The organism is Speluncibacter jeojiensis (assembly GCF_029589495.1).
Classification (GTDB): Bacteria; Actinomycetota; Actinomycetes; order Mycobacteriales; family Mycobacteriaceae; genus Speluncibacter; species Speluncibacter jeojiensis.
The window spans coordinates 168,690-192,520 of record NZ_JAAIVF010000002.1 but is presented as its reverse complement, the minus strand read 5'-3'; the positions used below and the strand labels follow the sequence as shown (position 1 = coordinate 192,520).

The window sequence follows — 23,831 nt, the reverse complement described above, 5'->3', positions numbered from 1 at the left end:
GTTAGCCGCAGGGCGCCGACGATGTGATCAACTGCCGGCGACCGCCACCACGCGCGGCACCGGAACTGTCGGGTCGAAGACCATCGTCCACTCCTCTTGCCCGTCCCGGTGGGCGACCGGATAGCTCAGGTAGCCGCCGGCATCGGGTTCGGCCGGGCCGAGGATCTCGATCTCGTCGTCGCCGCTGACGATGATGTCGCCGGCGGCCAGCGTGGCCGGGTCGTTGTGCTCGCCGATCCGGTTGGCGGGGTCGGCGGCCTGGGCTGCGAGCAACCGGTGCAGCGGGTGCAGCACAGGCGCGGGACGGATCGCCGTGATCGTTCCGTCGTACGGGGACCAGGTGACCTCGCCGACGGTCGCGCCGGCGGCGGATCGGGCACGGGTGGTGCGCAGACCGTCCCCGGCCGGGAACGACTCGAATCGGAAGGTTGACGGATCGAACCGTTCTCTGTGCCAATCTGTTTCGTCGTCGAGGGCGAGGCTGACGGATTGCTCGCCGAACAGTGCGTCCACCCGGACGAAGCGCCGTCCGTCGGCGTACGCGTACGCCGACGGCGACTCGACCACCAGCAGCGGGGCGCCGCCGTCGACGACGATCAGCTCGCCGGGGGTGAGCAGCGCGGCGTCCGCGGTCCAATGCGCCGCGCCGTCCGGCACCTGCAGGTGCGGGCAGCGGTCCTGCGCGGCGAAGAGCAGGAAGCCGCGCAGTTGGTCGTGCGGGCTGGGCGGATCGATGTCGATCAGCGCGCCGTCGTGCTCGCGCCAGGACACGGCGCCGACTATGCCGCGTCCGGACCAGGCACGGATCTCGCGGACGGCGTCGCCCGCCGGGTCGATGTCGAAGTCGAGTCGCCGCAGATCCCGCGGGAGCCGGCGCACCGCGGCGTCCGCGTCGACGATGACCGGGGCGGGGCGCCGCCGACCGCGCACCGCGTCGACGACGACGAACGCCCGGCCGGAGGGCTGCGTGTGCTGCTGCGGGTGGCCGACGATCAGGAGGGCTCCGATGCGCGCGATGTGGACGAGGTCGCCCGGGGCGAGTTCTGCCGGACGCGGGGGTCGGTCGTCACCGGTCATCGGGGTGCGTCCCTTCGTGTCGATCAGAGCTCGTGCGATTGGGCCCCACCCGAAACGGGAGCGCTCTTGCCCACGCCAACCGGCATGTGCCGCTTCGTCATCCGAACCACCCCGTACACGCAGTTGGGGTTGGTGCGCGGCCCAGTCGGAGCTTGTCGCCGCATCTCGTGAAGCTCCCGCCACGCTACCCCGGCGGACCGCAACGGCCGGGGATTGACGACGGGACCGGACCGGCGCGTCGTGTGGTGGGTCTGCTCACACTCACCCCGACAGCAGCCGGATCAGGTCCCGCCGATCGCCCGACCCGGTGGTGAGTGGGCAGCGCGCCTCGACGCTGCGTCGAGGCACCGGCACAATGGCCGTCATGACTTCTTTCGGTGACCTGCTCGGACCCCCGCCGACCCTGCTGCCCGGCGACGACGAGGCGGAGTCCGCACTGCTCAACCACGAGGACCCCAAGAAGGTGGCCGCGGCGCACCCGACCGCCTCGATCGCGTGGGCGACGCTCGCCGAGGCCGCGCTGGCGGACGGGGAGCCGGTCACCGCCTACGCCTATGCGCGCACCGGCTATCACCGCGGTCTCGACCAGCTGCGGCGCAACGGTTGGAAGGGCTTCGGCCCGGTGCCGTTCAGCCACGAGCCCAACCAGGGCTTCCTGCGGGCGGTCGCCGCGCTGGCCCGCGCCGCGAAGGAGATCGGCGAGGACGACGAGTACGCTCGCTGCCTCGATCTGCTCGAGGACAGCGACCCGCGCGCGGCGGCGGAACTCGGCCTGGCCTGAGCGCTCAGCTCGGATCCGGATACAGGTCGACGTCGGTCGCCTTGGCGCTGAGCCACACCGGCGACCCGGCGTCGAGCCGGAGTTCGGCGACGGCGCCCGCGGTCACCTCGACCAGCGCCGATGGTGCGCCGTCGACCTGCACGCGCACCCGGTCGGTGAGCATCTCGATGCCGCTGATCGTGCCCGGCCAGAGGTTCCGCGGGCTCAGGTGCTCCGGCCGCTCGGTGTGCAGGGTGATCGACGACGGTCGTACGGCGACCAGGACCCGGCCGGTCGGCGCGCGCAGGTCGGGCTCGCCCGGATCAGCGCTGCCGGCCGCGTGCAGCACGCCGCCGCCGGCGAGGTCGACCGCGGTGGCGTCCGACGGGCGCCGGACGCCGGGATAGAGGTTCAGTCCGACCAGCCGGGCGACGTACTGGTTGACCGGTCGGCGGGCGACCGCGGCCGGGGTGTCCTGCTGGGCGATGCGACCGGCCTCGAGGACCAGCAGCCGGTCGGTCATCACCAGTGCGTCCAGCGGGTCGTGGGTGACCATCAGCACCGGCCCCGCGAAGTCGGCCAGGTGCCGACGCAGCTCGGTGCGCACCTCGAGCCGGGTGTGCGCGTCGAGGGCCGCGAGCGGCTCGTCGAGCAGCAGCAGCGCCGGCTCGGCGGCCAGCGCCCGCGCCAGCGCCACCCGCTGCGCCTGACCGCCGGACAGTTGCCCCGGCTTGCGTTGCGCGAACTCGCCGAGCCGCAGGCGCTCGAGCCAGTCGTGCGCCAGGCGGTGTGAGTGCCGTCGCCCCTTGCCCGCCACGCGCCCGGCGAAGGCCACGTTCTCCAGGACCGTCAGGTGCGGGAACAGCCGGTAGTCCTGGAACACCAGCCCGGCCGGGCGGTGCGCGGCGTCGAGGAACACCCGCTCGTGCGGGTCGTCGAGGACCTCGTCGCCGAGGGTGATCCGCCCGGCGTCGACGGCCAGCAGGCCCGCCAGCGTCCGCAGCAGCGTGGTCTTGCCGGCGCCGTTGGGGCCGAGCACGCCGAGCACCCGGCCCGGTTCGACCGCGAAGTCGACATCGAGCCCGAAGTCGCCCCGCGCGACCCGCGCCTGCACCCGCAGGCCGGTCACACGGCACCGCCGGAGCCGAGTCCGCCGCGCAGCCAGCGTTCGCGCAGGGCGACCAGGATGACCACGGCCACCGTCAGCAGCACCAGCGACAGCGCGATCGCCGCCTGAGGGTCGGTCTGGATCGCGTTGTAGACCGCCAGCGGCATGGTCTGCGTGGTGCCCGGATAGTTGCCGGCGAAGGTGAGGGTGGCGCCGAACTCGCCGAGCGCGCGGGCCCAGCACAGCACCGCGCCGGCGAGCAGCGACGGCAGGATCAACGGGAGCGTGACCCGCCGGAAGATGGTGATCCGCGAGGCGCCGAGGGTGGCCGCGGCCTCCTCCAGTCCGCGGTCGGCCGAGCGCAGCGCGCCCTCGACGGTCACCACCAGGAACGGCATCGCCACGAATGCCTCGGCGATGACGACCCCCGGCGTGGTGAACGGCAGTGTGACTCCCAGCCATCGGTCAAGGTACTGGCCGACGATCCCGTTGCGCCCCAACGCCAGCAGCAGCGCCAGGCCGCCGACGACCGGCGGCAGCACCAGCGGCAGGGTCACGGCCGCGCGCAGCAGCCCGATCCCGGGCAACCGCACCCGGGCCAGTACCCAGGCCAGCGGCACGCCCAGCACGATCGACACGGCGGTCGCGGCGGTCGCGCACTCGAGCGACAACCGTAGTGCCGTCAGCACCTCGTGACCGGTGAGCAGTGCGCGCATCGCACCCCACGGGGCGCGAACGACCAACGCCATCAACGGGACCAGCAGGAAGCCGACCCCGATCACCGCGGGCACGGCGAGCAGCAGCGGTGCGCCGCGACCGCCGGGCTCGGCGCGGCGGCCGCGGGCTCCGGCCCGGGGGCGGACGCGGATCAGGGCTGCTCGAATCCGTCGGCCACGAGGACCTGCCGGCCCGCGGGGGAGAGCACGTAGTCGCGGAAGGCGGCGGCGCCGGTGGCGTTGGGCGCCTTGGTCATCGTGGCGATCGGGTAGGAGGTCGACGCGTTGACGTCCGCGGGGATGGCGACGCCCTCGACCTTGGCGCCGGCCGCGCGCACATCGGTCACGTAGACGACGCCGGCGTCGACCTCGCCGAGTTCGACCTTCGTCAGCGTCGACTTCACGTCGGACTCGAGGGTGACCGGGGTGACCTTCACGCGCGCGTTGTCGAAGACCTTCTGCGCGTTGACCCCGCACGGCACCTGCGGCTGGCACAGCGCGACCTTGACGCCGGGACGGGCGAGGTCCGCGACGGTCGTGACGTGCGCGGGATCGGTCGGAGGGACGGCGATCTCCATGACGTTGCGGGCGAACGTCGTCGGCGCCGACGCCGCGCCGGTCTCGGTCACCTGGTCCATGTTGACCGGGGCGGCGGAGGCGAACACGTCCGCCGGTGCACCCTGATTGATCTGCAGCGCCAGCGCCGAACTGGCACCGAAGTTGAGCTTGACGTGCGTGCCGGGGTGCTGATGTTCGAACTGGCCGGCCAGCGTGGTGAAGGCCTCCTGCAGCGATGCGGCCGCGAAGACCTGGACGGTCCCGGTCGGCGCCGCCGCCGTGCCGCTCGTGGCGCCGGTACCCGCGCCGTTGTCGGATGAGCCGCAGCCGGCGGTCAGGGCGGCGATCGCGGCGGCCGCGACGATGACGATCGGGATCCTGCGCACAGGCATGTCCTCCTGAGAATGATTCGTGGTCAACGGGATTGGTCGGGGACCTCGATGACCACGTTGGTGGCCTTGATCGACGCGACCGCCAGTGACCCGGGTTCGAGCGCGAGTTCGTCGGCCGCCTCCCGGCTCATCAGCGAGACGACGCGGTGCGGGCCGGCCTGGATCTCGACCTGCGCCATGACGGTGTCGCGGGTGACCTTGGTGACCAGTCCGACGAACCGGTTGCGCGCGGATGCCCCGACGATCGGTGGCGTGACGAGGTCGGTGCCCTCGGCGTTCTCGGTGGCGAAACGGGCCAGTTCGGCGCCGTCGATGGCGCGCCGTCCCTGGTCGGTGGTCGAGGCGATCCGGCCGGAATCCGCCCATCGGCGGACGGTGTCGTCGCTGACACCGAGCAGCGCGGCGGCCTCCCGGAATCGAAACATCGGCATGCGGTCAGCCTATCCGCAAATGCGGAAGGTAAAGCGATCCGAGTTCCGGTTCGCGCATCGAGGTGAGGGATGGACGCACGATCTGCGGAGGGTTGCCGGGCGCAGTGCGGACGATGGGGCGCCGGTGGGCGCGCGATGCCACAGTTCCTTAAATTTCCGTTGCTAGCGTCTCGCGGCGTGATGAGGCGAGCGGTTGAACGGATGGTGGAAGGTCGGGCGTGGCCGTCGCGGCGGGCACTGGCACTGGTGACGCTGCTGGCGGTCGCGGTCGGCGCGGTGGTGTATCTGCTGGTCGTGCCGAACGCGGCAGGAGAGGGAGCGTCGCGGCAGGTGGCACTGGTCGACCAGAGCGGCTCGGCGACCGCGACCAAGTTGGCCGGCAAGTTGGCCGGCGGCGACGGGTTCGACTGGGAGAACGTGTCCGCGGAACAGGCGGAGGCAGGCCTGTCCAACGGGTCGTACCTCGCCGCCGTCACCGTTCCCGCGGGCTACGGCGTCGCGGTGGGGAAGGCCGGCGCAGACAAGCCCGCGCCCGCCGGATCGCCGGCCGATCAGCAGGTGTCGGTAGCCTTTTCGTCCCGTGCGGACCAGTCGTCGGCCACGACACTGGCGCAACAGATTTCGGCGGCCGTCACCGACGTCGGTGTCGGTAACCTGATGGTCGCGGTGAACTCGTCGCGGACCACGCTGTCCGCCGCGGGCATGTCGGCCGGGCTCATCAAGGGGGTCGCCGGGCAGGCCGACGGCGCGGTCGGCGAGCTGACCGCGCAGGCCGATCAGCTGACCGGGCAACTGCGCGTCGCGCTCGACGGATCGAAGCTGCTGCTCGACGGGGCGAACCAGGCCGGCGCCGCGATCGGTGACGCGACCCGGCAGATGGACACGCTCGCCGACGGACTGGGCGGCACCCAGGTGAGCATCGGCCAGATCCGGGACGGCGCGAAGTCGCTAGGGGACGGCATCGACGCGGAACTGACCCGGCTGCGACAGGTGCAGGCGGTGCAGGCGCAGGTCGCGCGGACCCTCGGCGCGGTCGCCGGCCAACTCCGGACGACGGGAGATCCCGCGGCTGTCGGCGCGGCCGACTCGGTCGGCCGGGCGGCGCAGGTCCTGACCGAGCAGGGGATGACCCCGGCGACGATCGACGGCCTGGTGAAGGTGGGTGACGGCTCGCGGGCGCTCGCCGGCCAACTCGACAGCACCTCGTCGATCCTCGGGATGCCGGTGCGCCCCGACACCGACATCGCCGACCTGCTTCGCGGTGGCGCCGGACAGCTGCGGCAGATGGGCGGCCTGCTGCAGCAGGGTGCCGAGCAGATGAACCAGGGGTTGAGGCAGGCGTCGACGCAGGTGGACGCGCAGCTGCCGCAGCTGCAGGACGGTCTCGAGCGCGGCCTGGCCCAGTTCCGGACGGTTACCGCGCAGCTGTCCGCGGACCTGACCAAGGGCACCGCGGGGCTCCCGACGCTCACGGCGGCCCAGCGGTCCACGTTCACGCCGGCGGTGGCGGAGGCGCCGTCGACCGCCACGGACGGGACCACTGCGGCCGAGGTAGGTGCGGTGCTGGGTGCGGCGGTGGGGACGCTGGTGCTGGGCGTCGCCGGGGCTGCCTGGTGGGCACGCCGTAGGAGCCGGCCGGCCGTGGTCGACGTCGGCTGAGTCATCCGACCGCGCCGGCGGTTGCCATACATGCATACATGCGCATATCCTCGTGATACTCGACGTGAGGAGAAGCCATGGGCGCCGGTCATGGGCATGCGCACGGTCACAGCCACGGCGTCGCGCCGGGCGACACGAATGTCAGCAGCGCCCGCATCCGCCGGATGGTGGTCGCGCTGGTGGCGCTGCTGGTGTTCCTCGGACTCGAGATCGGGGTCGCGCTGTCGGTCGACTCGCTGGCGTTGCTGGCCGACGCCGGCCACATGCTCACCGACGTCCTCGGGTTGAGCATGGGACTGGTTGCGCTGCACCTGGCCCGCCGCGGCAGCCGCGCCGCCTCCCGGACCTTCGGCTGGCATCGCGCCGAGGTGCTCACTGCGATCGCGAACGCCATGCTGCTGCTGGCGGTCGCCGGCTGGATCCTGTTCGAGGCGATCGACCGCATCGGCCGGCCGCCGAGCGTGCCGGGGCTGCCGCTGATCGTCGTCGCGGTGGCCGGGTTGGCCGTCAACGTGTTCGTGATGCTGATGTTGCGCGGGGATTCGAAGGACTCGCTGGCCGTGCGCGGCGCCTATATGGAGGTGCTCGCCGACGCGGTCGGCAACGTCGGCGTGCTGATCGCCGGTGCCGTCACCGTGCTGACCGGCTGGGGTTACGCGGACATCATCGTCGGTGTCGCGATCTCGATCTGGGTGGTGCCGCGGGCGATGTCGCTGGCCATGGCCGCGCTGCGGATCCTGACCCAGGCGTCGCCGTCGGACATCGACGTGCGCGCGGTCGAGCAGGAACTGCGGGCGGTCGAGGGTGTGGCCGACGTGCACGACCTGCACGTGTGGACGCTGACCACCGGCATGGACGTGGCGACCGCGCACATCTCCAGCGACGCCGACCCCGCCCGCGTGTTGCGCGGTGCGCAGGCGGTGCTGTCCGCGCACGGTCTCGAACACTCGACGATCCAGGTCGAGCCGTGCTCGACACGCGCCGACTGTGCGGAGACCATCACCTGGTAGCCGGCACCCGGCGGGAGGTCACCGCCAGAACTCGCGAACCCCCTGGCCCGGCCGCCAGGATCGGATGCGCATGCGGTCGGGGTCGTGCAGGACCTCGGTGAGCACCACCTGGTCGAGGTCCAGCGTGAAGTAGTGACAGGGCAGCAGCTCGGGCGGCAGCGCCGCGCACGCCTCGTCCAGTTCCGCTCCGGTCAGCTCTGCGGCGCGGCCGGAAAGCTTCGCGTCGCCGCCGACCATGGTGTGTTCACCGGGGTTGGCGTGCACGGCGAAGCGTGGATCGCGCTGCAGGTCGAGGGCTTTGCGTGCGCCGAACATCGAGCCCAGCCGCATCTCGTCGCCGGCGAACTCGACCTCGGTGCCGCTGACCCGGGGCGACCCGTCCGTGCGCAGCGTCGCGAGGACATGGTGGCGGTGCGCCTCGAACCTCGCGCGGACCGCCGCAGCGAGGTCGGGTGCTTGTTGCTCGAACTCGCTCCAATCGGCCATGTCGCGACCATGCCACGGGTCACCGACATCCGCGGCGGAGGGCGGGTGTTACATGCAACCCGCGGATACGGGGAAAATTCTGCGAGTGGCCTGTGGAATCCCACATCATTAGACGCCAGTCTAGACATAACGGTCAGGTCTCGGTGTAATTGTCCGATGCAGGTGCGCCTTCCGTTTGACAGTCGCCGAACCCAACTCGTGCGCGCCGCGCTCGAGCGCGCCGAGAAAGACGGCATCGACGCGGTGACCATCCGTCGTGTCGCCGACGACGCAGGCGTGTCGGTCGGCATGGTGCACTACTGCTTCGAGAACAAAGAAGACCTGATGTCGGCGATGATCGAGACGAACATCGACGAACTCGCCGCGGGGTTGCGGATGGCCTTCGCGTACGCCGCCACGGTCGGCGAGGAGGCCACGGCTGGGACGACGGGGCCGGTGGCGCTGTCGGCGCAACTGCAGGCCGGGCTGCGCACGATGTGGCAGTTGATCGAGCTCACGCCGTCCCGGCAGCGGCTGGCCTACGAGACGATCTGCTTCTCGCTGCGCCGGCAGGACGACCCGACCAACCCGTCGGCCCGATTGGCGAAGGTGCACAAGGAGCTCGCGCTCGCCGCGGCCGCGGAATTCCTGAGTGTCTGCGCGGAACAGACCGGCACCGAGTGGACGGTCACGGTCGAGCGGGTGGCACGCCTGTGCCTGTCGCTGCTCGACGGGGTGGTCATGCACTGGCTCGTCACGCGCGACACCGAGGCTGCCTGGGAGGACATCGACCAGATCATCGAGATGGTGGTCCAGCAGGCCCGCTGAGTGCTGTTCGAGGTGCTCAGGACCCGGCGATGCACCGCCCCGCACCCACGCGGGCGTCGTCGATCATATGTGGACCCAGAACCGCATCAGCAGGTAGCCGAAGGCGGAGAACACCCGCGGGACGCCGGACAACTCGAACAGCCAGTAGATGAGGTTGAAGAACGCGGTGTTCAGCACCGGCAGGGTCAGCAGCGCGAACACCGCGAGCATCCCGAACGGCGCCACCTGTGCCAGTGACCGGCGGGTGTTCGCGCTCAGGTGCGGTTCGAGCAGCGCGTATCCGTCGAGTCCGGGGATCGGCAGCAGGTTCAGGACCGTCGCCATCACCTGCAGGAACGCCAGGAAACTCAGGCCGTACCAGAAGTAGCGGTGGCTGCTGTCGACGCCGAGGGTGCGCACGGCGGCGAGCAGCACGATCGCGCACACCAGATTGGTCAGCGGGCCGGCGAGCGCGATCCGGCGCCGGATCTTCGGCGGGAAGCGGTTCGTGTCGAGGTAGACCGCGCCGCCGGGCAGACCGATGCCGCCGAGCGCGATGAAGATCAGCGGCAGCACCACCGACAACACCGGATGGCTGTACTTGAGCGGGTTGAGCGTCAGGTACCCGCGGGCCTCGACCTCGCGGTCGCCGGCGCGGTACGCGGTGTAGGCGTGGGCGAACTCGTGCAGGCACAGGCTGACCACCCAGCCGCCGACGACCAGGATGAACACACCGATCCGTCCGGTGGTGAGGTTCTGGTCGGACGTCCACGCGACGACGCCGCCGACGACGGTGAGCACCACCAGTGCGAGGAACACCGGGCTGGGCAGGACACGGGGCCCGCGGGCGCGGGAGATCGGTATGGCCATGGCCGGTTCAGCGTAGTCGGACGGCAGGTTCGCGAGCCGAACCACAGCGTCGGGACGAGCCGGGCAGGTGGCGGAGAAGCTCTGGCAGGCCGTGCTCAGACAGGTAACCGGGCCGCGGGGTCTGGTCCGCGGCCCGGTCGTCTGTGCCCCCCTCGAGTCCCGGCCGGGCCGTCGCTGTCGGCCCTGGCCGGGGTACGGGTGGTGACCGGCGGGCAGGTCCGGTGGCCACCCGGCCCCCTCTCCTCGACTGGCCTTCGCGCCCACTCCTCCCCTGAGGAACGACCACGAATGTCGACAGCGGGTGAGCGGCCTGGGCCGTGTTCGCCGTCGACACCCATAGTAGGAGCCGATCTTGGCGGACACATGCGTAGTGGACTACGCGGATTCGCGGACCGGAGGTCAGTGGACCAGGGGTCAGCAGACCAGAGGTCAGCGGACCAGCAGCCAATCCTGGACGTGCCGGTAGAAGGTCGAGCGGGTCAGCTCCCGAGTCTCGGACACGCCGTCGCGGACCAGGTGGGCGGCGACCGCCCCGGTCTGCGCGGCGCGACCGCTGAACCAGCGCCGGCGCAGGCCGCCGAGCCGGGCCGCCCGCAGTCCCGGTTCCTGCGGCGTGGGCCGGATCTCGACACCGCGGCAGTTCCCGCTGAACAGGACGTGGTCGTCGACGTAGGTCTCGCCGGTCAACTCGGCCCCTCCCGGTCCGGTCAGGGTCGCCGAACCGATCAGCGCCGCGCCGAGGTCGTCGCGCATCAGCGGGAGCGCGGTCGCCGCGCCGTCCAGGGCCCGCCGGGCGGCTCTTGACCCGGTCGGAAGGCGGTAGGCGCGGGTCGCGGGGGACTTCTCCGCACTGACGTAGGCGAGTTCGACGTCGAGTCGTTCGGTGCGCATCAGACGGGTCAGTGCGGCGGCCAGCGCCGCGTCCTGACCGACGACCACGAGCCGTCGGCACCCGTCGAGTGAGGCGTCGATCTGGGTCTGGGTGGGGATCTCGCCGACCTGCGACGACGGCAGCGCGGACAACTCCGGCGGGGTCGATCCGATCCCACAAACCAGGACGAAGGTGGTCACGAGCCGCTCCTGCACTAGGGTTGTTCCCCGGTTGCTGCATGTATTCGGCAGATATTTTGCCAGGGCGAACCCCGCCCCCGTGCCGGCAACCCGGCTCAGCCAGCCGGATGCACAGGGAGTGAGGCACAAATGTCGGCGATCGTCCTGATCGGAGCCCAGTGGGGCGACGAGGGTAAGGGCAAGGCGACCGATCTCTTGGGCGGTCGAGCGCAGTGGGTGGTGCGATACCAAGGCGGCAACAACGCTGGGCACACCGTCGTGCTGCCCAGCGGTGAGAACTTCGCGCTGCACCTGATCCCGTCCGGCATCCTCACGCCGGGCGTGAAGAACGTGATCGGCAACGGCGTCGTGGTCGATCCGGGCGTGCTGCTCGACGAGCTGGCCGGGCTGGAAGAGCGCGGCGTGGACACCTCGTCGCTGCTGCTCAGCGCCGATGCGCACCTGCTGATGCCGTACCACGTGGCCATCGACAAGGTGACCGAGCGCTTCCTGGGCAACAGCAAGATCGGCACCACCGGACGTGGCATCGGCCCGTGCTACCAGGACAAGATCGCCCGCGTCGGCGTCCGTGTCGCCGACGTGCTGGACGAGAAGATCCTCACGCACAAGGTCGAGGCGGCGCTGGAGATCAAGAACCAGATCCTGTCGAAGATCTACAACCGGCGCGCGCTGGATCCGCAGCAGGTGGTCGACGAGGTGCTCGGCCAGGCGGAGCGGTTCAAGCACCGCATCGCCGACACCCGCCTCGAGCTCAACCAGGCGCTCGAGCGCGGCGAGACCGTGCTGCTGGAGGGGTCGCAGGGCACCCTGCTCGACGTCGACCACGGCACCTACCCGTTCGTGACCTCGTCGAACCCGACCGCGGGCGGCGCGGCCGTCGGCTCCGGCATCGGCCCCACGAAGATCACCACCGTGCTGGGCATCCTCAAGGCCTACACGACCCGAGTCGGCTCGGGCCCGTTCCCGACCGAGTTGTTCGACGAGTCCGGCGAGTACCTGGCCAAGACCGGTGGCGAGGTCGGCGTGACCACCGGCCGCGCGCGCCGCTGCGGCTGGTTCGACGCGGTGATCGCGCGCTACGCCACCCGCGTCAACGGCATCACCGACTACTTCCTGACTAAGCTCGACGTGCTGTCGGGCCTGGACACCGTGCCGATCTGCGTGGCCTACGAGGTCGACGGCGTGCGCACCGACGACATGCCGATGACGCAGACCGACATCCACCACGCCAAGCCGATCTACGAGCAGATGCCGGGCTGGGCGGAGGACATCTCGTCGGCCCGTACGTTCGAGGAGCTGCCGGTCAACGCGCAGAACTACGTGCTGCGCATCGAGGAGCTCGCCGGCGCGTACGTGTCGTGCATCGGCGTCGGCCCGGGCCGCGACGAGACGATCGTGCGACGGGAAGTGCTGCGGTAACGGGGCGTGCTGCGGTAAGGGCTCGCACCTCACCCGCGCCCGCGCGACTTCGCATACCGCGGCAACACTTCGCATGGGCCCGGGCCTGTGCGAAGTACACCGTCGCCATGCGAGGTCGCGCTCTTCGTCGCGCGACCGAGCGCCTGGTAGTCCGCTGCGCCTGGTTCCCTCGCCGACCCCGCGGCCGAGTGCGTAGTCCACTACGCATGACGCCGGAGTGCGCCGGCGCGCACCATGGGTGACGAGGACTCGTCGGGCGCGTGCCGCGGCCGGCGGAGAGGAGTCCATGGACACGCCGCGCATCCATCTCCTGGAAATCTTGGCCCGCCTCGATCCCCGGATGTGGGATGTCGCGCGGGAGGGCGCTCGCCCGTGTGAGATCAAGGGGCCGTGCGCGGACAGCTGGGCCCGGCTGGGGGCACTGGTCGGGCGAGAGGTCGCGGCGCGCGCGGTCGCCGAGGAGGCGGCGCGGCACAGCGGGCGCGAGACACTCGAGTCGAGCGTGATCCGGTGGTGCGAGGGCGGCGGGGGGATTCGCGCCCGACTGCCGGACTGTTGCGTCTCGGGGGCCTGCCTGGTCTCGTCGCCGTCGGTGGCCGACCTGCTCGACGGCGCGGATCCGCAGCCGTGGCACGAGCGGTCGATGTACGCCGCGGGCGCGCTGACGATCGCCGGCTATGCCTCGCGGCTCGCCGAGGGGTCCCTGCGCAGCGCGATGCTCGACGCGGCCGACCGGTTGTGCCTGGCCGCGACCGAGCCGAGTCCGGGGCCGCCGCCGGGTTGACCTGTCCCACCCACCGCGCGCCCGGCCACCTGCGCCGGAGCGTCGATTCGTGCGAAGGCGACGGCGGGAGCCCGGCCCGGACCTAGAATCGTGATCATGGTCGATCGGTGGCCGACCGTGGGCCGAGCGGCGCAATTCGAGCAGGTCAGCGCCATTCTCGACGCCACGGATGGGCCGTGCGGGGTGGTGCTGGCCGGCGCCGCCGGGGTGGGGAAGACGACCCTGGCGCGTGCCGTGGTGCAGGCGTGGACGGGACGGTCCGCGTGGGTCGCCGGGACGGCTTCGGCGGGCTCGGTCCCGCTCGGCGCCTTCGCGCATCTCGTCGAGCCGCCGCCGGGGCTCGAACCGGCCGCGGTGCTGCGCGCGGCGCGCACCGCTCTGGTCGGGGGCGGGCCGATGGCGATCGGCGTCGATGATGCGCACCTGCTGGACCGGCTGTCCGCCACCCTGTTGCACCAACTGGCCGCGACCCGGTCGGTGCGCCTGGTGGCGACGGTCCCGTGGAGTGCGACGGCCCCGGACGCGGTCACCGCGCTGTGGAAGGACCAGTTGCTCACAAGGATCGACCTCGCCCCGTTCGATGCCGGGCAGACCCGACAGTTGCTCGAGGCGGTCCTCGGCGGCGACCTCGAGGACATCACGGTGGACCGGATCCACCGGCTTGCCGGCGGCAATCCGCTCTACCTGCGCCAGCTGATCGAGGGCGCGCTGCGGGCCGGGCGGCTGGCTGAGGTGGGCGGCGTCTGGCAGTTACGCGGGCAACCGGTGATCACGCCGCAACTCGGCGCGCTGGTCGGCGGTCGACTCGACGCCCTGACCGCGCCGCAGCGGCGGGTCGTGGACCTGGTCGCCCTGCACGACCCCCTTCCGCTGCCGGCGGCCGTCGCGCTGGCCGGGCGGGAAGCGGTCGAGGCGGTCGAACGTGCGGATCTCGTGGCGTTGCGGGCGGGCGCGGGCGGGCCGGTGGTGGCGCCGGCGCACCCGATGTACGGCGAGGTGGCGCGCGCACGGCTCGGGGCGGCCGCGGCCCGTCGCCTGCGCGGAGAGCTGGTGGGACGGCTGGCCGCCGCCGGCTCGACGCGTGTCAGCGACCGACTGCAATTGGCGGCGTTGGCGCTCGACAGCGACACGCCGCCGCACACCGACGAGATGCTGTCGGCGGCACGGGACGCCCTGCGGCTGGGCGAGCTGGAACTCGCCGAGCGTCTCGCCCGCGCCGCCATGGACGCGGACGCCGGATTCGAAGCCGTTCCACTGCTGGCGAATTCGTTGGTCTGGCAAGGGCGGGCGGATGAGGCTGAGCAGCTGCTCGCCGCGGTCGACTGGGAATCGCTGCCCGAGAACCAGCGTGTCGCGTGGCTGCTGCCGCGCGTCGGCAACCTCTTCTGGATGCTCGGCCGGGTGGGCGAGGCGGACGCCATCCTCAACCAGGTACGCGCCACCCTCACGTCCGGATCCGCCATCGACGTGACACGGGCGGTGTCGTCGATGTTCGTGCTGCACACCGGCGCTCCGGTCCGCGCGATCGAGCTGGCGGGTGAGGTGCTCGACTCGCAGAGCGGCCGGACCGCGCGGCTGTGGGCGCTCGTCGGCCTGGTGCTGGCCGGCGCTCGCACCGGACACTTCGAGGAGGTGGACGCTGTGGCACGCAACGGGATCGAGCAGGTGATCGGCTCCGACTACGGCTACATCCGCCTCGGCGTGGCGCGGGCGCAGATCCTCACCCGGATCATGCGGTTCGATCTGCCCGGCGCCGAACGGCTCGCGCGCGACATCGTCGAGGGCGCCGAGCAGCAGCAGCCGGCACGGGCACTCGGTGGCGTCCAGTTGGGCCTGGTCGCGATGCGGCACGGGAAGCTGGATCTGGCATTGGACGAGTTGCGCCAGTCTGCCGCGGCACTGGCAGGGGCCGGCTTCTCGTGGGAATTCGAGGCGACGGTCGGACTGTGCCAGGCCTACGCGGCGACCGGCCGGGTCGATGAGGCCGAACGCGCGCTCGCCCGCGCCCGCGAGTTGGAGGGGGAGAGCACGCAGTTGTTCGCGCCGGAACTGGCGGTGGCGCAGGCGTGGGTGTACGCGGCGCGCGGCAACGTGGCGGCCGCGGTCGAGGCAGCCCGCGGGGCGGCGGAGGTCGCGGATCGGGCGGGGCAGCGGGCGGTGGCGGTGCTGGCGGCGCATCTGGCGGTGCGGTTCGGCGACCGCGCCGCCGCGGGGAGGCTGGCGCGGCTGGCTGCCGGACTGGACGTCGAGTACGCGCGGCTCGTCGTCGCCCATGCCCGCGCCGTCGAGGCTTCCGATGCCGCTGCGCTGGAGTCGATCTCGCGGACGATGGAGTCCGGTGGCGCGTTGCTCGAGGCGGCCGAGACCGCCGCTCGGGCGGCGGTGATCCACCGGCGTGCCGGCCGGCATCGCCGTGAGTGGGCAGCGGCTGCGCGGGCGCGGGCGTTGACCGATCGGTGCGGGGGTGCGAACACCCCGGCGTTGGTCGAGGCGCAGCACCCGTTGCCGCTGACGGCGCGGGAGTTGGAGATCGCCTCGATGGTGGCCCGGGGCATGTCGAACCGTGAGATCGCCGACCGACTGGTGGTGTCTGTGCGCACCGTGGAGGGGCACATCTACCACTCGTGCACCAAGTTGGACGTGGCGGATCGGGCGGAACTCGCCCAGGCCTTCATCGCCCAGTGAGAGGAGCACCAGCCCGAGACAGTCCAGTTGGTATCAACTGGACTGCTTGTCAGTGGCTCCTCCAGAGCGGTGATCCTGTCGGTCGCGCTCCACAAAGATTCCTGCCAACGGCGCCGCGGGCCGGAACTGGTCCAGGTGGAAGGGTCGGTCGCCGTTGATTCGTCGGCCTATCAAAGCCAGCGAAGCGGTCGCGGACGCGACGACGAGGAGTACCAGCAATCCGATCATGCGACCAGTGTTCCGCGAAGTGGCCTTGTCAAAAATAGCCAGTTTCGGGACTCTGGACCGCATGGTGGCGAGAGTGGTCGGCGCGACGAACCTGACGAGGTACCTGGGCGACTGGCGCGCATCGGGCGCGGGTCGGGGCGCAGACCCCGCGTACCGGCTGCTCGCCGACGCCGTGCGGATGTTGATCAACGACGGCCGGATACCCACCGGCGTCGGCCTGCCGAGCGAACGTGACCTCTCCGCGGCGCTGGGGGTCAGCCGCACCACGGTGACCGCCGCCTACGCGATGCTGCGCGAAGCCGGATACCTGCAGAGCAGGCAGGGGTCGAGGAGCACTGTCGCGCTGCCCGCGTCGATCTCCTCGAACGGCCTGATGATGCACGACTCGCAGGACTCGGTGATCGACCTGAGCTACGCCGCCATGGACGGTCAGGACACGGCGGTGTGCGAGGCGTATGCGGAGGCGGTGCGTGCCCTGCCGTCCTACCTTGCCACCCATGGCATGAGCCCGGCGGGACTGTCGGTGCTGCGCGAGGCGGTCGCCGCACGGTACCGGCAACGCGGGGTGCCGACTGCTGCGGAGCAGATCATGGTGACCTCCGGTGCGCAGCAGGCATTTCGGTTGATCCTGCAGTTGCTCGCGATGCCGGGCGAACGGGTGCTCGTCGAGCAGCCCAGCTACCCGAACGCCATCGAGGCGATCCGCCGCAGCGGGCTCCTGCCGGTGCCGATGCGGGCAGGGGTCGGTGGGTGGGATCTCGACGCGCTCGGGGCCGCCGCCCGACAGTCGGATGCGCGCCTGGCGTATCTCATTCCGGACTTCCAGAACCCGACGGGTGCGTGCCTGGGCGCGTCGGACCGCCACGCGCTGGTCGAGCTGGCCGGCCGGACGCGCATGACGTTGGTGATCGACGAGACCATGGTCGAGATGGGACTCGATCACGGTGCGCCGGAACCCGTTGCGGCCCACGCCCACGGCTTGTCGCGGGCGGAGGTCATCACCGTCGGGTCCGCCTCCAAGTCGTTCTGGGGTGGCCTGCGGATCGGCTGGATCCGGGCGGACGCCGGTGTCATCACACGCCTGCTCGGCGCCCGGATGGCCATGGATCTGGGCACCGCCGTCGTCGACCAACTGGCGGCCGCGCACCTGGTCTCCGGCCCGCAGGAGCCGCTCGACCGGCGTCGCGACCGGTTGCGGGCCCGGCGCCGTGCGCTGCTGGACGCGCTCGGCGAGCACCTGCCGGGGTGGGAATGCGATCCCGGTCCGGGCGGCATGTCGCTGTGGGTCCGGCTGCCCGAGCCGGTCTCCTCGAAGCTCGCGGCGACCGCGGGGCGGTTCGGGGTCCGGCTCGCGGCGGGACCGCGCTTCGGCGTGGAGGGTGCGCTCGAGCGGTTCATCCGATTGCCCTATACCCGTGAGGAATCCGAACTGCGGGAGGCGGTGCCGTCGATCGCCGAGGCGTACCGTGCCCTCGGTGCCGACGCCGGAACGGAACCGCCTTCCGCGCTCGTCGTGTGACGGTCACTGCCCCCGGTCGCGGCGTCGGATGGTTCAGTCGCGGTCCAGCATCGCCTCTTCCAGATCGAGATCGTGCTGCACGCGCTTGAGCACCTCGTCGTCGATTCGGCCCGCGTCGCGTTCGGACACATAGACGACGCGCTCGGCGCCGAGCATCTCGCGCCGCAAGTTCCGGAACGCCTCCGACGGCGCCTCACCGAGTTCGTCGCCACCTCTGCCGAGCCGCTCCCACGCCTCGTTCTTGCGATGTTCTGCCCAGTGCCGCAAGAACTCCGCCGCGCGGACGCGACTGTCGTCCGGCGGCGTCTCGGCGACGATCTCGTCGAGGCGGGTGATGGCCGCCTGACCCGCGCGCTGCCTGGCCGCGGCCTCGGCGACCGCGTCGATCTTCGCCTCGTCGCTGCGGATGCCCAGGCGGCGGATCAGCCACGGCAGGGTCAGCCCGTGCAGCAGCAGTGTTCCCACCACGACGAAGAACGTCAGGAACATGATCTGGTCCCGTCCCGGGAACGGCGCGCCGCCCTGCACGGTCAGCGGGACCGCCGCGGCGGCCGCCAGCGAGACGACGCCGCGCATGCCTGCCCATGACACCACCAGTGCGGCCCGCGCGGAGGTCGGCGCCGACCGCCGGTCGAACCACACCCGCGGGGCGAGCGCGGCGCCCATCACCACGGCCATGCGCACCGCGATCACGGTGACCACCAGTACGATCCCGACGCCGATCAGCAGCCAGACGTTCTCCTCGTGGCGCAGGGACTCGACGATGCCGCGCAGTTGCAGACCGATCAGCAGGAACACGACCGACTCGAGCACGATGTCGGCGGCGCGCCAGACCGCGGTGTCCTGCAACCGGGTGGCGTAGCCCGCGCCGGTGAACCGCTGTCCGATCAGCAGTCCCGCGACGACCACCGCCAGCACCCCGGACCCGTGCAGCTCCTCGGCGGCCAGGTAGGCCCCGAACGGCACCACCAGTCCCATCGCGCTCTCGAGCACCGGATCGTCGAGCCGGGTACGCAAACGGTCGACGACGTAGCCGATGACCAGACCGACGGCGCAGCCCACCACGACCGCGACCGCGAACGTCCACAACCCCTGGAGCACCGATGCGCCGACGCCGATCGCCGCGGCGACCGCCACCTTGTAGCTGGTCAGCGCGGTGGCGTCGTTGAGCAGGCTCTCGCCGCTGAGCAGCGTCATCAGGCGCCGGGGCAGCCCCAGCTTCTGGCCGACCGCGGTGGCCGACACCGCGTCCGGGGGTGCGACCACCGCGCCGAGCACCAGCGCCGACGTGAGCGGCAGATCCGGCACCAGCAGGTGCGCCACGACGCCGACCGCGACGGTCGTGATCAGCGGCAGCGCCACCGCCAGCAGGCCCACCGACCGCATGTTCTGCCGCAACCCGATGACCGAACTGCCCATCGAGGCCGAGAACAGCAGCGGCGGCAGCACCACGAACAGCACGACGTCGGGGTCCAGGCGGACATCGGTCAGCCCCGGTATCGCCGCCGCCACCAGCCCGACCAGCACCAGCAGCAGCGGGGCCGGCAGATCCTTGCGCCGCGCGATGCCGGCGACCAGCAGGGCGACGACGGCAACCAGCAACAGTGCGCCATTCACGGGTGACTCCTTCCGCCTCCGACATACTGAATCACGAGTGCGGGAGAGAGGAGAGTGCGCGTGGTGCTCTGGCGAAGACGTGACAGGACGCGGTCGGACGCGCCGGAGGAGGCGTGCACGCACCTGGCGGCCGCCGCAGCCGCGGACGATCCCGCGCCGCTGACACCCGACGGATGCCAGGAATGCCTGCGGCTCGGCGAGCAGGCCTGGGCGCACCTGCGGATGTGCCTGACCTGCGGCCACATCGGTTGCTGCGACTCGAGCCCACACCGGCATGCGACCGCGCACCATCACGCGACCGGACATCCGGTGATGCGCAGCTTCGAGCCGGGCGAGTCGTGGCGCTGGTGCTACGTCGACGAGGTTGTAGGCTGACCGCACCGGGCACGCACGTGCGATCCGTTCAGACGCGATACCACTGACGCGCGTTGTGGCACAGCACCGCCGGCAGGTCGGCGCCGACCGCGTCGGCGAGCTGATCGAGGTCGGCGTAGCGGAACGGCCGCGGCGCGCGGGTGCCCGGCAGGTCGGTGCCGAACATCAGCGCGTCGGGGCTGACCGTGTGGATCGTGCGCAGCGCCTCGGCCACGTCGACCTCCACCCGGCCGAAGCCGCTCGCCTTCACCCGCACGCCCCAGTCGACCGCCGAGAGCAGGTGGAACAGCCCGTCGTCGGACAGCCCGAGATGATCGATGCACACCTGCGGCAGCTTCGCGAGGGTCGCCGCCAGTTCGGGCAGATCCGCCGAGTTCAGGTAGAACTCCGCGTGCCAGCCGGCGACGTCGTGGGCCTGCATCGCCTGGCGTTCGACCAGCGCCAGGTCCGGGTTCCCCCGCACCAGGTTGAACCGGACCCCGCGCACTCCCGCCCGGTCCAGTTCCGTGATGTCCTTGTCGGACGCGTCGGCCGGTAGCGTCGCCACCCCGACCCACCCCGGCCCCAGTTCGGCCAGGGCGGTCCGCAGATACCCCGGATCGGTGCCCTGGAACGAGCCGGACACCACCGCGCCGCCGGTGATGCCGAGCCCGGCGGTGCGGGCGCGGTAGTCGGCGATCGTGAACGGATCGGGCAGGTAGCCGTGATCGGCGATCAGCGGGAACCGCGGATCGATGATGTGGCAGTGCGCGTCGAAGATTTCGGACACCGCGCCATCCTGCCACCGCGGCGCCCGGAACGGTCAGTGCAACCCGCAGGCCCGGTATCCGCCGGCGGCGAAGACCGCGGCACTGCAGTAGGCGGCACGCGGATAGTAGGGACCCATGGTGACGGCCGGATCGGTGTGATCGTCCTGCGAGGCCTGGATGGACTGGGGATAGAAGGCCGGCGCCGGCAGCATGTACCGGAGGAACAGCACCTTCTTGGCAACTGTGGTTGAGCCCCAAGGTATTACGGTGACCGTGGGCGCGACCGTTGCGGGTGTGTCCGCCGGTGCGGCGACCACGTAGGTGTAGTAGCCGTCGGCGTCGAGCCGGGTCTGGAAGTCCGACGCGCAGGCGACGACCGGGTACGGCGAGACCAGATCGTTCTGGCACATCGACCAGTACCGCAACTGCCGCCCCGGGGCGGTCACCGGTTGGCCCGCGCGGGTGTCCGGAAACGACGGGGACTTGCCGCGGACGACGACGATGCGGCCGGGCTGGTAGGTCAGCCCCGCGCCGATGTACTTGTTGTCCCCGTTGGGGAACAGGCCGGAGGTGCTGGCCGGGTTCACGAACGTCGCCTCGGGCACGTTGCCGGGGAACGCCCCCGAGGCGGCCTTGGCGATGACGTTCTCGAAGCCGGCGGTGGCGGCGTCGGCGATCGGGCCGGTGTAGGCGGCGGGATCGAAGACCGCGCCGCACGGCTGCATCGGCAGTGCCGCGCCGCTGCCGATCTTCGCGGTGACCTCGGGCAGCGGCACACCGCCGGGCGCCGAGTTCGGGTTGTCGGGCACGTAGACCCGGATGATGAGGAACCCGATCGGCGCCGAACCGGCTGCCGCGGGCAGCCCGCGGATCTGGTTGCGCGCGTGGTCCGCCGCCCCGGGCACGACTGTCGCGTGCCAGCTCCGGTTCGTCGGCGTGGGAGCGGCCGCGCCGGCGTTGCCGAACGGGTTGGCACTGCCCGGATCGGGCACGATCTGGTTGTCGCGCAACGTGTCGACGGTGTTGAAGTCGGTGCCGTAGGTGTTCAGCGAGAAATACCGCGCGGCCGGATAGGTGCCCGACAGTTCCAGCGTGGTGTTCGGCCCCAGCGCGTAGGGGAGCACCCAATAGGTCGCGTTGGCGTCGGGGAAGGCCACGTTGAGCACCGTGCTGTTCGACATGTAGCGCCAGGCGCACAGTGGCGAAGGTGTGGGTGCGGCAGTGGGTACGGCGGTGGCGGTCGGCGGTGCCGCACCGGCCAGGCCCAGGCACACCAGCGCGAGGGTGCAGAGAAAGACTCGCAATCGAGCTGCTGCAGCGTGCATGACGCACTCCGTCCACTCTGTAGTGGACGGTACGGGAACCGCGTCAGCCGTGGCCGGGTTTTCGGCAGCTCGCCGGCGGGGCAACTGCCGAGTGTCGCCACGTGAAACGGCCGCGTCCGCCGACCCGGGGGATCGGCGGACGCGGCCGTTTCACGACTGTGTAGGTCAGGACTCCTGCGAGGCGCGCAGCATGTCCTCACGCTCGACGACCTTGACGCGCTCGCGGCCCTGCGGCTCGCCGAGGGCGCGCTCGTGGGCGTCGAGGCGGTACCAGCCGTCCCAGGTGGTGTATGGGTGCTGACGGCCGTCGAGGAGTTCGGTGATCGCCTCGAGGCGCGGATCCTGCGGCTGCGGCAGTGCGCCCTTGTTGAAGTCCTCGAGCAGGTTCGCGACGGTCTCGTTGGCGTCGCCCTTGGTGTGCCCGATCAGGCCGACCGGACCGCGCTTGATCCACCCGGTGACGTAGGTGCCGGTGAGGTAATGCGGACCCTCGGCTGCATCTTCGTCGTCGGCGAGCACCCGGCCGGCCTCGTTCGGGATGGTGCCGGCCTGCTCGTCGAACGGCAGCTTGGCGATGTTCTCGGACAGGTACCCGACCGCGCGGTACACGGACTGCACGTCCCACTCGTTGAACTTGCCGGTGCCGCGGACGTTGCCGGTGCCGTCCAGCTCGGTGCGCTCGGTACGCAGGCCCACGACCTTGCCGTCCTCGCCGAGGACCTCGACGGGGCTCTCGAAGAAGTGCAGGTACAGCTTGTGCGGGCGATCGCCGGCGTCGCGGATCGCGTAGTCCTGGATGATGTTGGCGACCTGGTCGCAGATCTTCGAGTTGCGGCGCGCCGCCTCGGAGGCCTCGTCGTAGTCGATGTCCTCGGGGTCGACGATGACCTCGATGGTCTTGGAGTGGTCGAGCTCCTTGAGCTCGAGCGGGGTGAACTTGGCCTGCGCGGGGCCGCGGCGCCCGAACACGTGCACCTCGAGGGCCTTGTTCTGCTTGAGACCCTCGTAGACATTCGCGGGGATCTCGGTGGGCAGCAGCTCGTCGCCGGTCTTGGCGAGCACGCGGGCGACGTCGAGCGCGACGTTGCCGACCCCGAGGACCGCGACCTTCTCGGCCTCCAGCGGCCAGGTGCGCGGGACGTCGGGGTGGCCGTCGTACCAGGACACGAAGTCGGCGGCGCCGTAGCTGCCGTCCAGGTCGATGCCCGGGATGTTCAGCGCGCGGTCGGCGTTGGCGCCGGTCGAGAAGATCACCGCGTCGTACATCGACCGCAGGTCATCGAGGGTGATGTCCGTGCCGTAGTCGATGTTGCCGAGCAGGCGGACCTGAGGCTTGTCGAGCACCTTGTGCAGGGCGGCGATGATCCCCTTGATACGCGGGTGGTCGGGGGCGACGCCGTAGCGGATCAGGCCGAAGGGCGCCGGCATCCGCTCGAACAGGTCGATGCTGATCCCCGGATCCTTTGCGGTGTCCGATTTCATCAGGGAATCGGCGGCATAGATGCCCGCCGGCCCTGCACCCACGATGGCAACACGCAATGGACGATTCACGATTTACCTTTTCGACTGCGGACTTCGACACCTCAGTTTAGAACAGAGCACCGCCCCGCCCGGTCCTGGAGCGCCCCCGCAGGCGGTTGCCGGGGGACGACCTTGCCGGATGTGGAACCCTTGGACTATGAGCGTTGAGGGAAATGCAGGCAACCCGGACCGCGCGTCGGGTGCCCCGGTGGGCGCCGCCGCCGCTGTGGATGGCTACGCGGGTGACCTGACTCCCGAGCAGTCGTGGGAGCTGCTGCGCACCGACCCGACCGCCGTGCTCGTCGATGTGCGCACCGACGCCGAGTGGCGCTACGTGGGCGTTCCCGACCTGGCCTCGCTGGGCCGCCGGACGCTGTTCGCTGAATGGGTGAGTTACCCGGCGGGGCAAGCGAATTCGCGTTTCGTCGAGCAGCTGCGCGAGCAGGGTGTCACCGCTGATCATCCGGTGGTGTTCCTGTGCCGGTCCGGTCAGCGTTCGATCGCCGCGGCCCGCGCCGCCACCGCCGCCGGGATGGGGCCCTCGTACAACGTGCTCGAGGGATTCGAGGGCGGACTGGACGGGCAGGGTCACCGCGGGTCGACCGGCTGGCGTGCCCGTGGCCTGCCCTGGCAGCAGTCCTAGCCGGCCACGGCGCCGCTCGACGCTGCGCCCGGCCCCAGTGGG

22 protein-coding genes and 1 riboswitch are annotated in these 23,831 nt (G+C 71.2%); of the genes, 10 read left to right on the top strand and 12 right to left on the bottom strand.

Features of this window, described 5'->3' with window-relative positions:
* Positions 1 to 27: 27 nt before the first annotated feature.
* A complete protein-coding gene (locus G4X40_RS08110; RefSeq protein ID WP_277831585.1) occupies positions 28 to 1,077 on the bottom strand; it encodes a hypothetical protein in 1,050 nt (349 codons plus the stop codon).
* 57 nt (positions 1,078 to 1,134) lie between these two features.
* Positions 1,135 to 1,250, bottom strand: a riboswitch (SAM riboswitch).
* A gap of 191 nt (positions 1,251 to 1,441) precedes the next feature.
* Between G4X40_RS08110 and G4X40_RS08105 the strand changes: the two genes are divergently transcribed.
* Complete coding sequence (locus tag G4X40_RS08105) at positions 1,442 to 1,858, top strand: DUF3151 domain-containing protein (protein WP_277831583.1); 417 nt, start codon at positions 1,442 to 1,444, stop codon at positions 1,856 to 1,858.
* A gap of 4 nt (positions 1,859 to 1,862) precedes the next feature.
* Here G4X40_RS08105 and G4X40_RS08100 read toward each other — a convergent pair whose 3' ends face one another.
* The 4 genes from G4X40_RS08100 to G4X40_RS08085 all read right to left on the bottom strand — a co-directional run bounded on the left by G4X40_RS08100 (position 1,863) and on the right by G4X40_RS08085 (position 5,042).
* Positions 1,863 to 2,966, bottom strand: a complete 1,104-nt coding sequence (locus G4X40_RS08100; RefSeq protein WP_277831582.1) for an ABC transporter ATP-binding protein — start codon at positions 2,964 to 2,966, stop codon at positions 1,863 to 1,865.
* Positions 2,963 to 3,736 (bottom strand): molybdate ABC transporter permease subunit, encoded by a 774-nt coding sequence (modB, locus tag G4X40_RS08095; RefSeq protein ID WP_408642152.1) that lies wholly within the window; start codon positions 3,734 to 3,736, stop codon positions 2,963 to 2,965. Before modB ends, G4X40_RS08100 begins: the two co-directional genes overlap by 4 nt.
* 77 nt (positions 3,737 to 3,813) lie before the next feature.
* Positions 3,814 to 4,611 (bottom strand): molybdate ABC transporter substrate-binding protein, encoded by a 798-nt coding sequence (gene modA / locus G4X40_RS08090; protein ID WP_277831581.1) that lies wholly within the window; start codon positions 4,609 to 4,611, stop codon positions 3,814 to 3,816.
* A gap of 23 nt (positions 4,612 to 4,634) precedes the next feature.
* Positions 4,635 to 5,042, bottom strand: coding sequence for a TOBE domain-containing protein (locus tag G4X40_RS08085; protein ID WP_277831579.1), 408 nt, complete (start codon positions 5,040 to 5,042; stop codon positions 4,635 to 4,637).
* A gap of 201 nt (positions 5,043 to 5,243) precedes the next feature.
* On the opposite strand from G4X40_RS08085, the gene G4X40_RS08080 reads away from it, so the two are divergent.
* Together G4X40_RS08080 and G4X40_RS08075 are read left to right on the top strand one after the other, a co-directional pair.
* Positions 5,244 to 6,701, top strand: coding sequence for a YhgE/Pip domain-containing protein (locus G4X40_RS08080; protein WP_277831578.1), 1,458 nt, complete (start codon positions 5,244 to 5,246; stop codon positions 6,699 to 6,701).
* Between the two features lie 77 nt (positions 6,702 to 6,778).
* The gene (locus tag G4X40_RS08075) at positions 6,779 to 7,711 is read left to right on the top strand and encodes a cation diffusion facilitator family transporter (protein WP_277831577.1); all 933 of its coding nucleotides are present in this window, start codon (positions 6,779 to 6,781) and stop codon (positions 7,709 to 7,711) included.
* Positions 7,712 to 7,729: 18 nt separating this feature from the next.
* On the opposite strand, the gene G4X40_RS08070 is transcribed toward G4X40_RS08075, so the two are convergent.
* The gene (locus G4X40_RS08070; RefSeq protein ID WP_277831575.1) at positions 7,730 to 8,197 is read right to left on the bottom strand and encodes a pyridoxamine 5'-phosphate oxidase family protein; all 468 of its coding nucleotides are present in this window, start codon (positions 8,195 to 8,197) and stop codon (positions 7,730 to 7,732) included.
* Positions 8,198 to 8,353: 156 nt separating this feature from the next.
* Here G4X40_RS08070 and G4X40_RS08065 point away from each other — a divergent pair, with 156 nt between their 5' ends.
* Positions 8,354 to 9,004, top strand: coding sequence for a TetR/AcrR family transcriptional regulator (locus G4X40_RS08065; protein WP_277831574.1), 651 nt, complete (start codon positions 8,354 to 8,356; stop codon positions 9,002 to 9,004).
* 63 nt (positions 9,005 to 9,067) lie between these two features.
* On the opposite strand, the gene G4X40_RS08060 is transcribed toward G4X40_RS08065, so the two are convergent.
* Positions 9,068 to 9,853 (bottom strand): site-2 protease family protein, encoded by a 786-nt coding sequence (locus tag G4X40_RS08060; RefSeq protein WP_277831573.1) that lies wholly within the window; start codon positions 9,851 to 9,853, stop codon positions 9,068 to 9,070.
* A gap of 429 nt (positions 9,854 to 10,282) precedes the next feature.
* Positions 10,283 to 10,924, bottom strand: coding sequence for a hypothetical protein (locus G4X40_RS08055; RefSeq protein ID WP_277831572.1), 642 nt, complete (start codon positions 10,922 to 10,924; stop codon positions 10,283 to 10,285).
* Between the two features lie 129 nt (positions 10,925 to 11,053).
* On the opposite strand from G4X40_RS08055, the gene G4X40_RS08050 reads away from it, so the two are divergent.
* From G4X40_RS08050 to yczR, 4 genes are all read left to right on the top strand, one after another.
* A complete protein-coding gene (locus G4X40_RS08050; protein WP_277831570.1) occupies positions 11,054 to 12,343 on the top strand; it encodes an adenylosuccinate synthase in 1,290 nt (429 codons plus the stop codon).
* Positions 12,344 to 12,629: 286 nt separating this feature from the next.
* Positions 12,630 to 13,127 (top strand): hypothetical protein, encoded by a 498-nt coding sequence (locus tag G4X40_RS08045; protein WP_277831568.1) that lies wholly within the window; start codon positions 12,630 to 12,632, stop codon positions 13,125 to 13,127.
* 96 nt (positions 13,128 to 13,223) lie between these two features.
* On the top strand, positions 13,224 to 15,812 hold the full coding sequence (locus tag G4X40_RS08040) for a helix-turn-helix transcriptional regulator (protein ID WP_277831567.1): 2,589 nt from the start codon (positions 13,224 to 13,226) through the stop codon (positions 15,810 to 15,812).
* Between the two features lie 289 nt (positions 15,813 to 16,101).
* Complete coding sequence (gene yczR, locus G4X40_RS08035) at positions 16,102 to 17,559, top strand: MocR-like transcription factor YczR (protein ID WP_277831566.1); 1,458 nt, start codon at positions 16,102 to 16,104, stop codon at positions 17,557 to 17,559.
* A 33-nt stretch (positions 17,560 to 17,592) separates the two neighbouring features.
* Here yczR and G4X40_RS08030 read toward each other — a convergent pair whose 3' ends face one another.
* Positions 17,593 to 19,176 (bottom strand): Na+/H+ antiporter, encoded by a 1,584-nt coding sequence (locus tag G4X40_RS08030; RefSeq protein WP_277831564.1) that lies wholly within the window; start codon positions 19,174 to 19,176, stop codon positions 17,593 to 17,595.
* 54 nt (positions 19,177 to 19,230) lie between these two features.
* On the opposite strand from G4X40_RS08030, the gene G4X40_RS08025 reads away from it, so the two are divergent.
* A complete protein-coding gene (locus G4X40_RS08025; RefSeq protein WP_408642151.1) occupies positions 19,231 to 19,551 on the top strand; it encodes a UBP-type zinc finger domain-containing protein in 321 nt (106 codons plus the stop codon).
* 28 nt (positions 19,552 to 19,579) lie between these two features.
* Here G4X40_RS08025 and G4X40_RS08020 read toward each other — a convergent pair whose 3' ends face one another.
* The 3 genes from G4X40_RS08020 to G4X40_RS08010 all read right to left on the bottom strand — a co-directional run bounded on the left by G4X40_RS08020 (position 19,580) and on the right by G4X40_RS08010 (position 23,176).
* On the bottom strand, positions 19,580 to 20,311 hold the full coding sequence (locus G4X40_RS08020) for an amidohydrolase family protein (protein ID WP_277832360.1): 732 nt from the start codon (positions 20,309 to 20,311) through the stop codon (positions 19,580 to 19,582).
* A 42-nt stretch (positions 20,312 to 20,353) separates the two neighbouring features.
* On the bottom strand, positions 20,354 to 21,625 hold the full coding sequence (locus G4X40_RS08015) for a hypothetical protein (RefSeq protein WP_277831562.1): 1,272 nt from the start codon (positions 21,623 to 21,625) through the stop codon (positions 20,354 to 20,356).
* 165 nt (positions 21,626 to 21,790) lie between these two features.
* Positions 21,791 to 23,176: an FAD-dependent oxidoreductase gene (locus G4X40_RS08010; RefSeq protein ID WP_277831560.1), complete on the bottom strand. Its 1,386-nt coding sequence runs from the start codon at positions 23,174 to 23,176 to the stop codon at positions 21,791 to 21,793.
* A gap of 127 nt (positions 23,177 to 23,303) precedes the next feature.
* Between G4X40_RS08010 and G4X40_RS08005 the strand changes: the two genes are divergently transcribed.
* Positions 23,304 to 23,789, top strand: a complete 486-nt coding sequence (locus tag G4X40_RS08005; protein WP_408642150.1) for a rhodanese-like domain-containing protein — start codon at positions 23,304 to 23,306, stop codon at positions 23,787 to 23,789.
* Positions 23,790 to 23,831 lie beyond the last annotated feature (42 nt).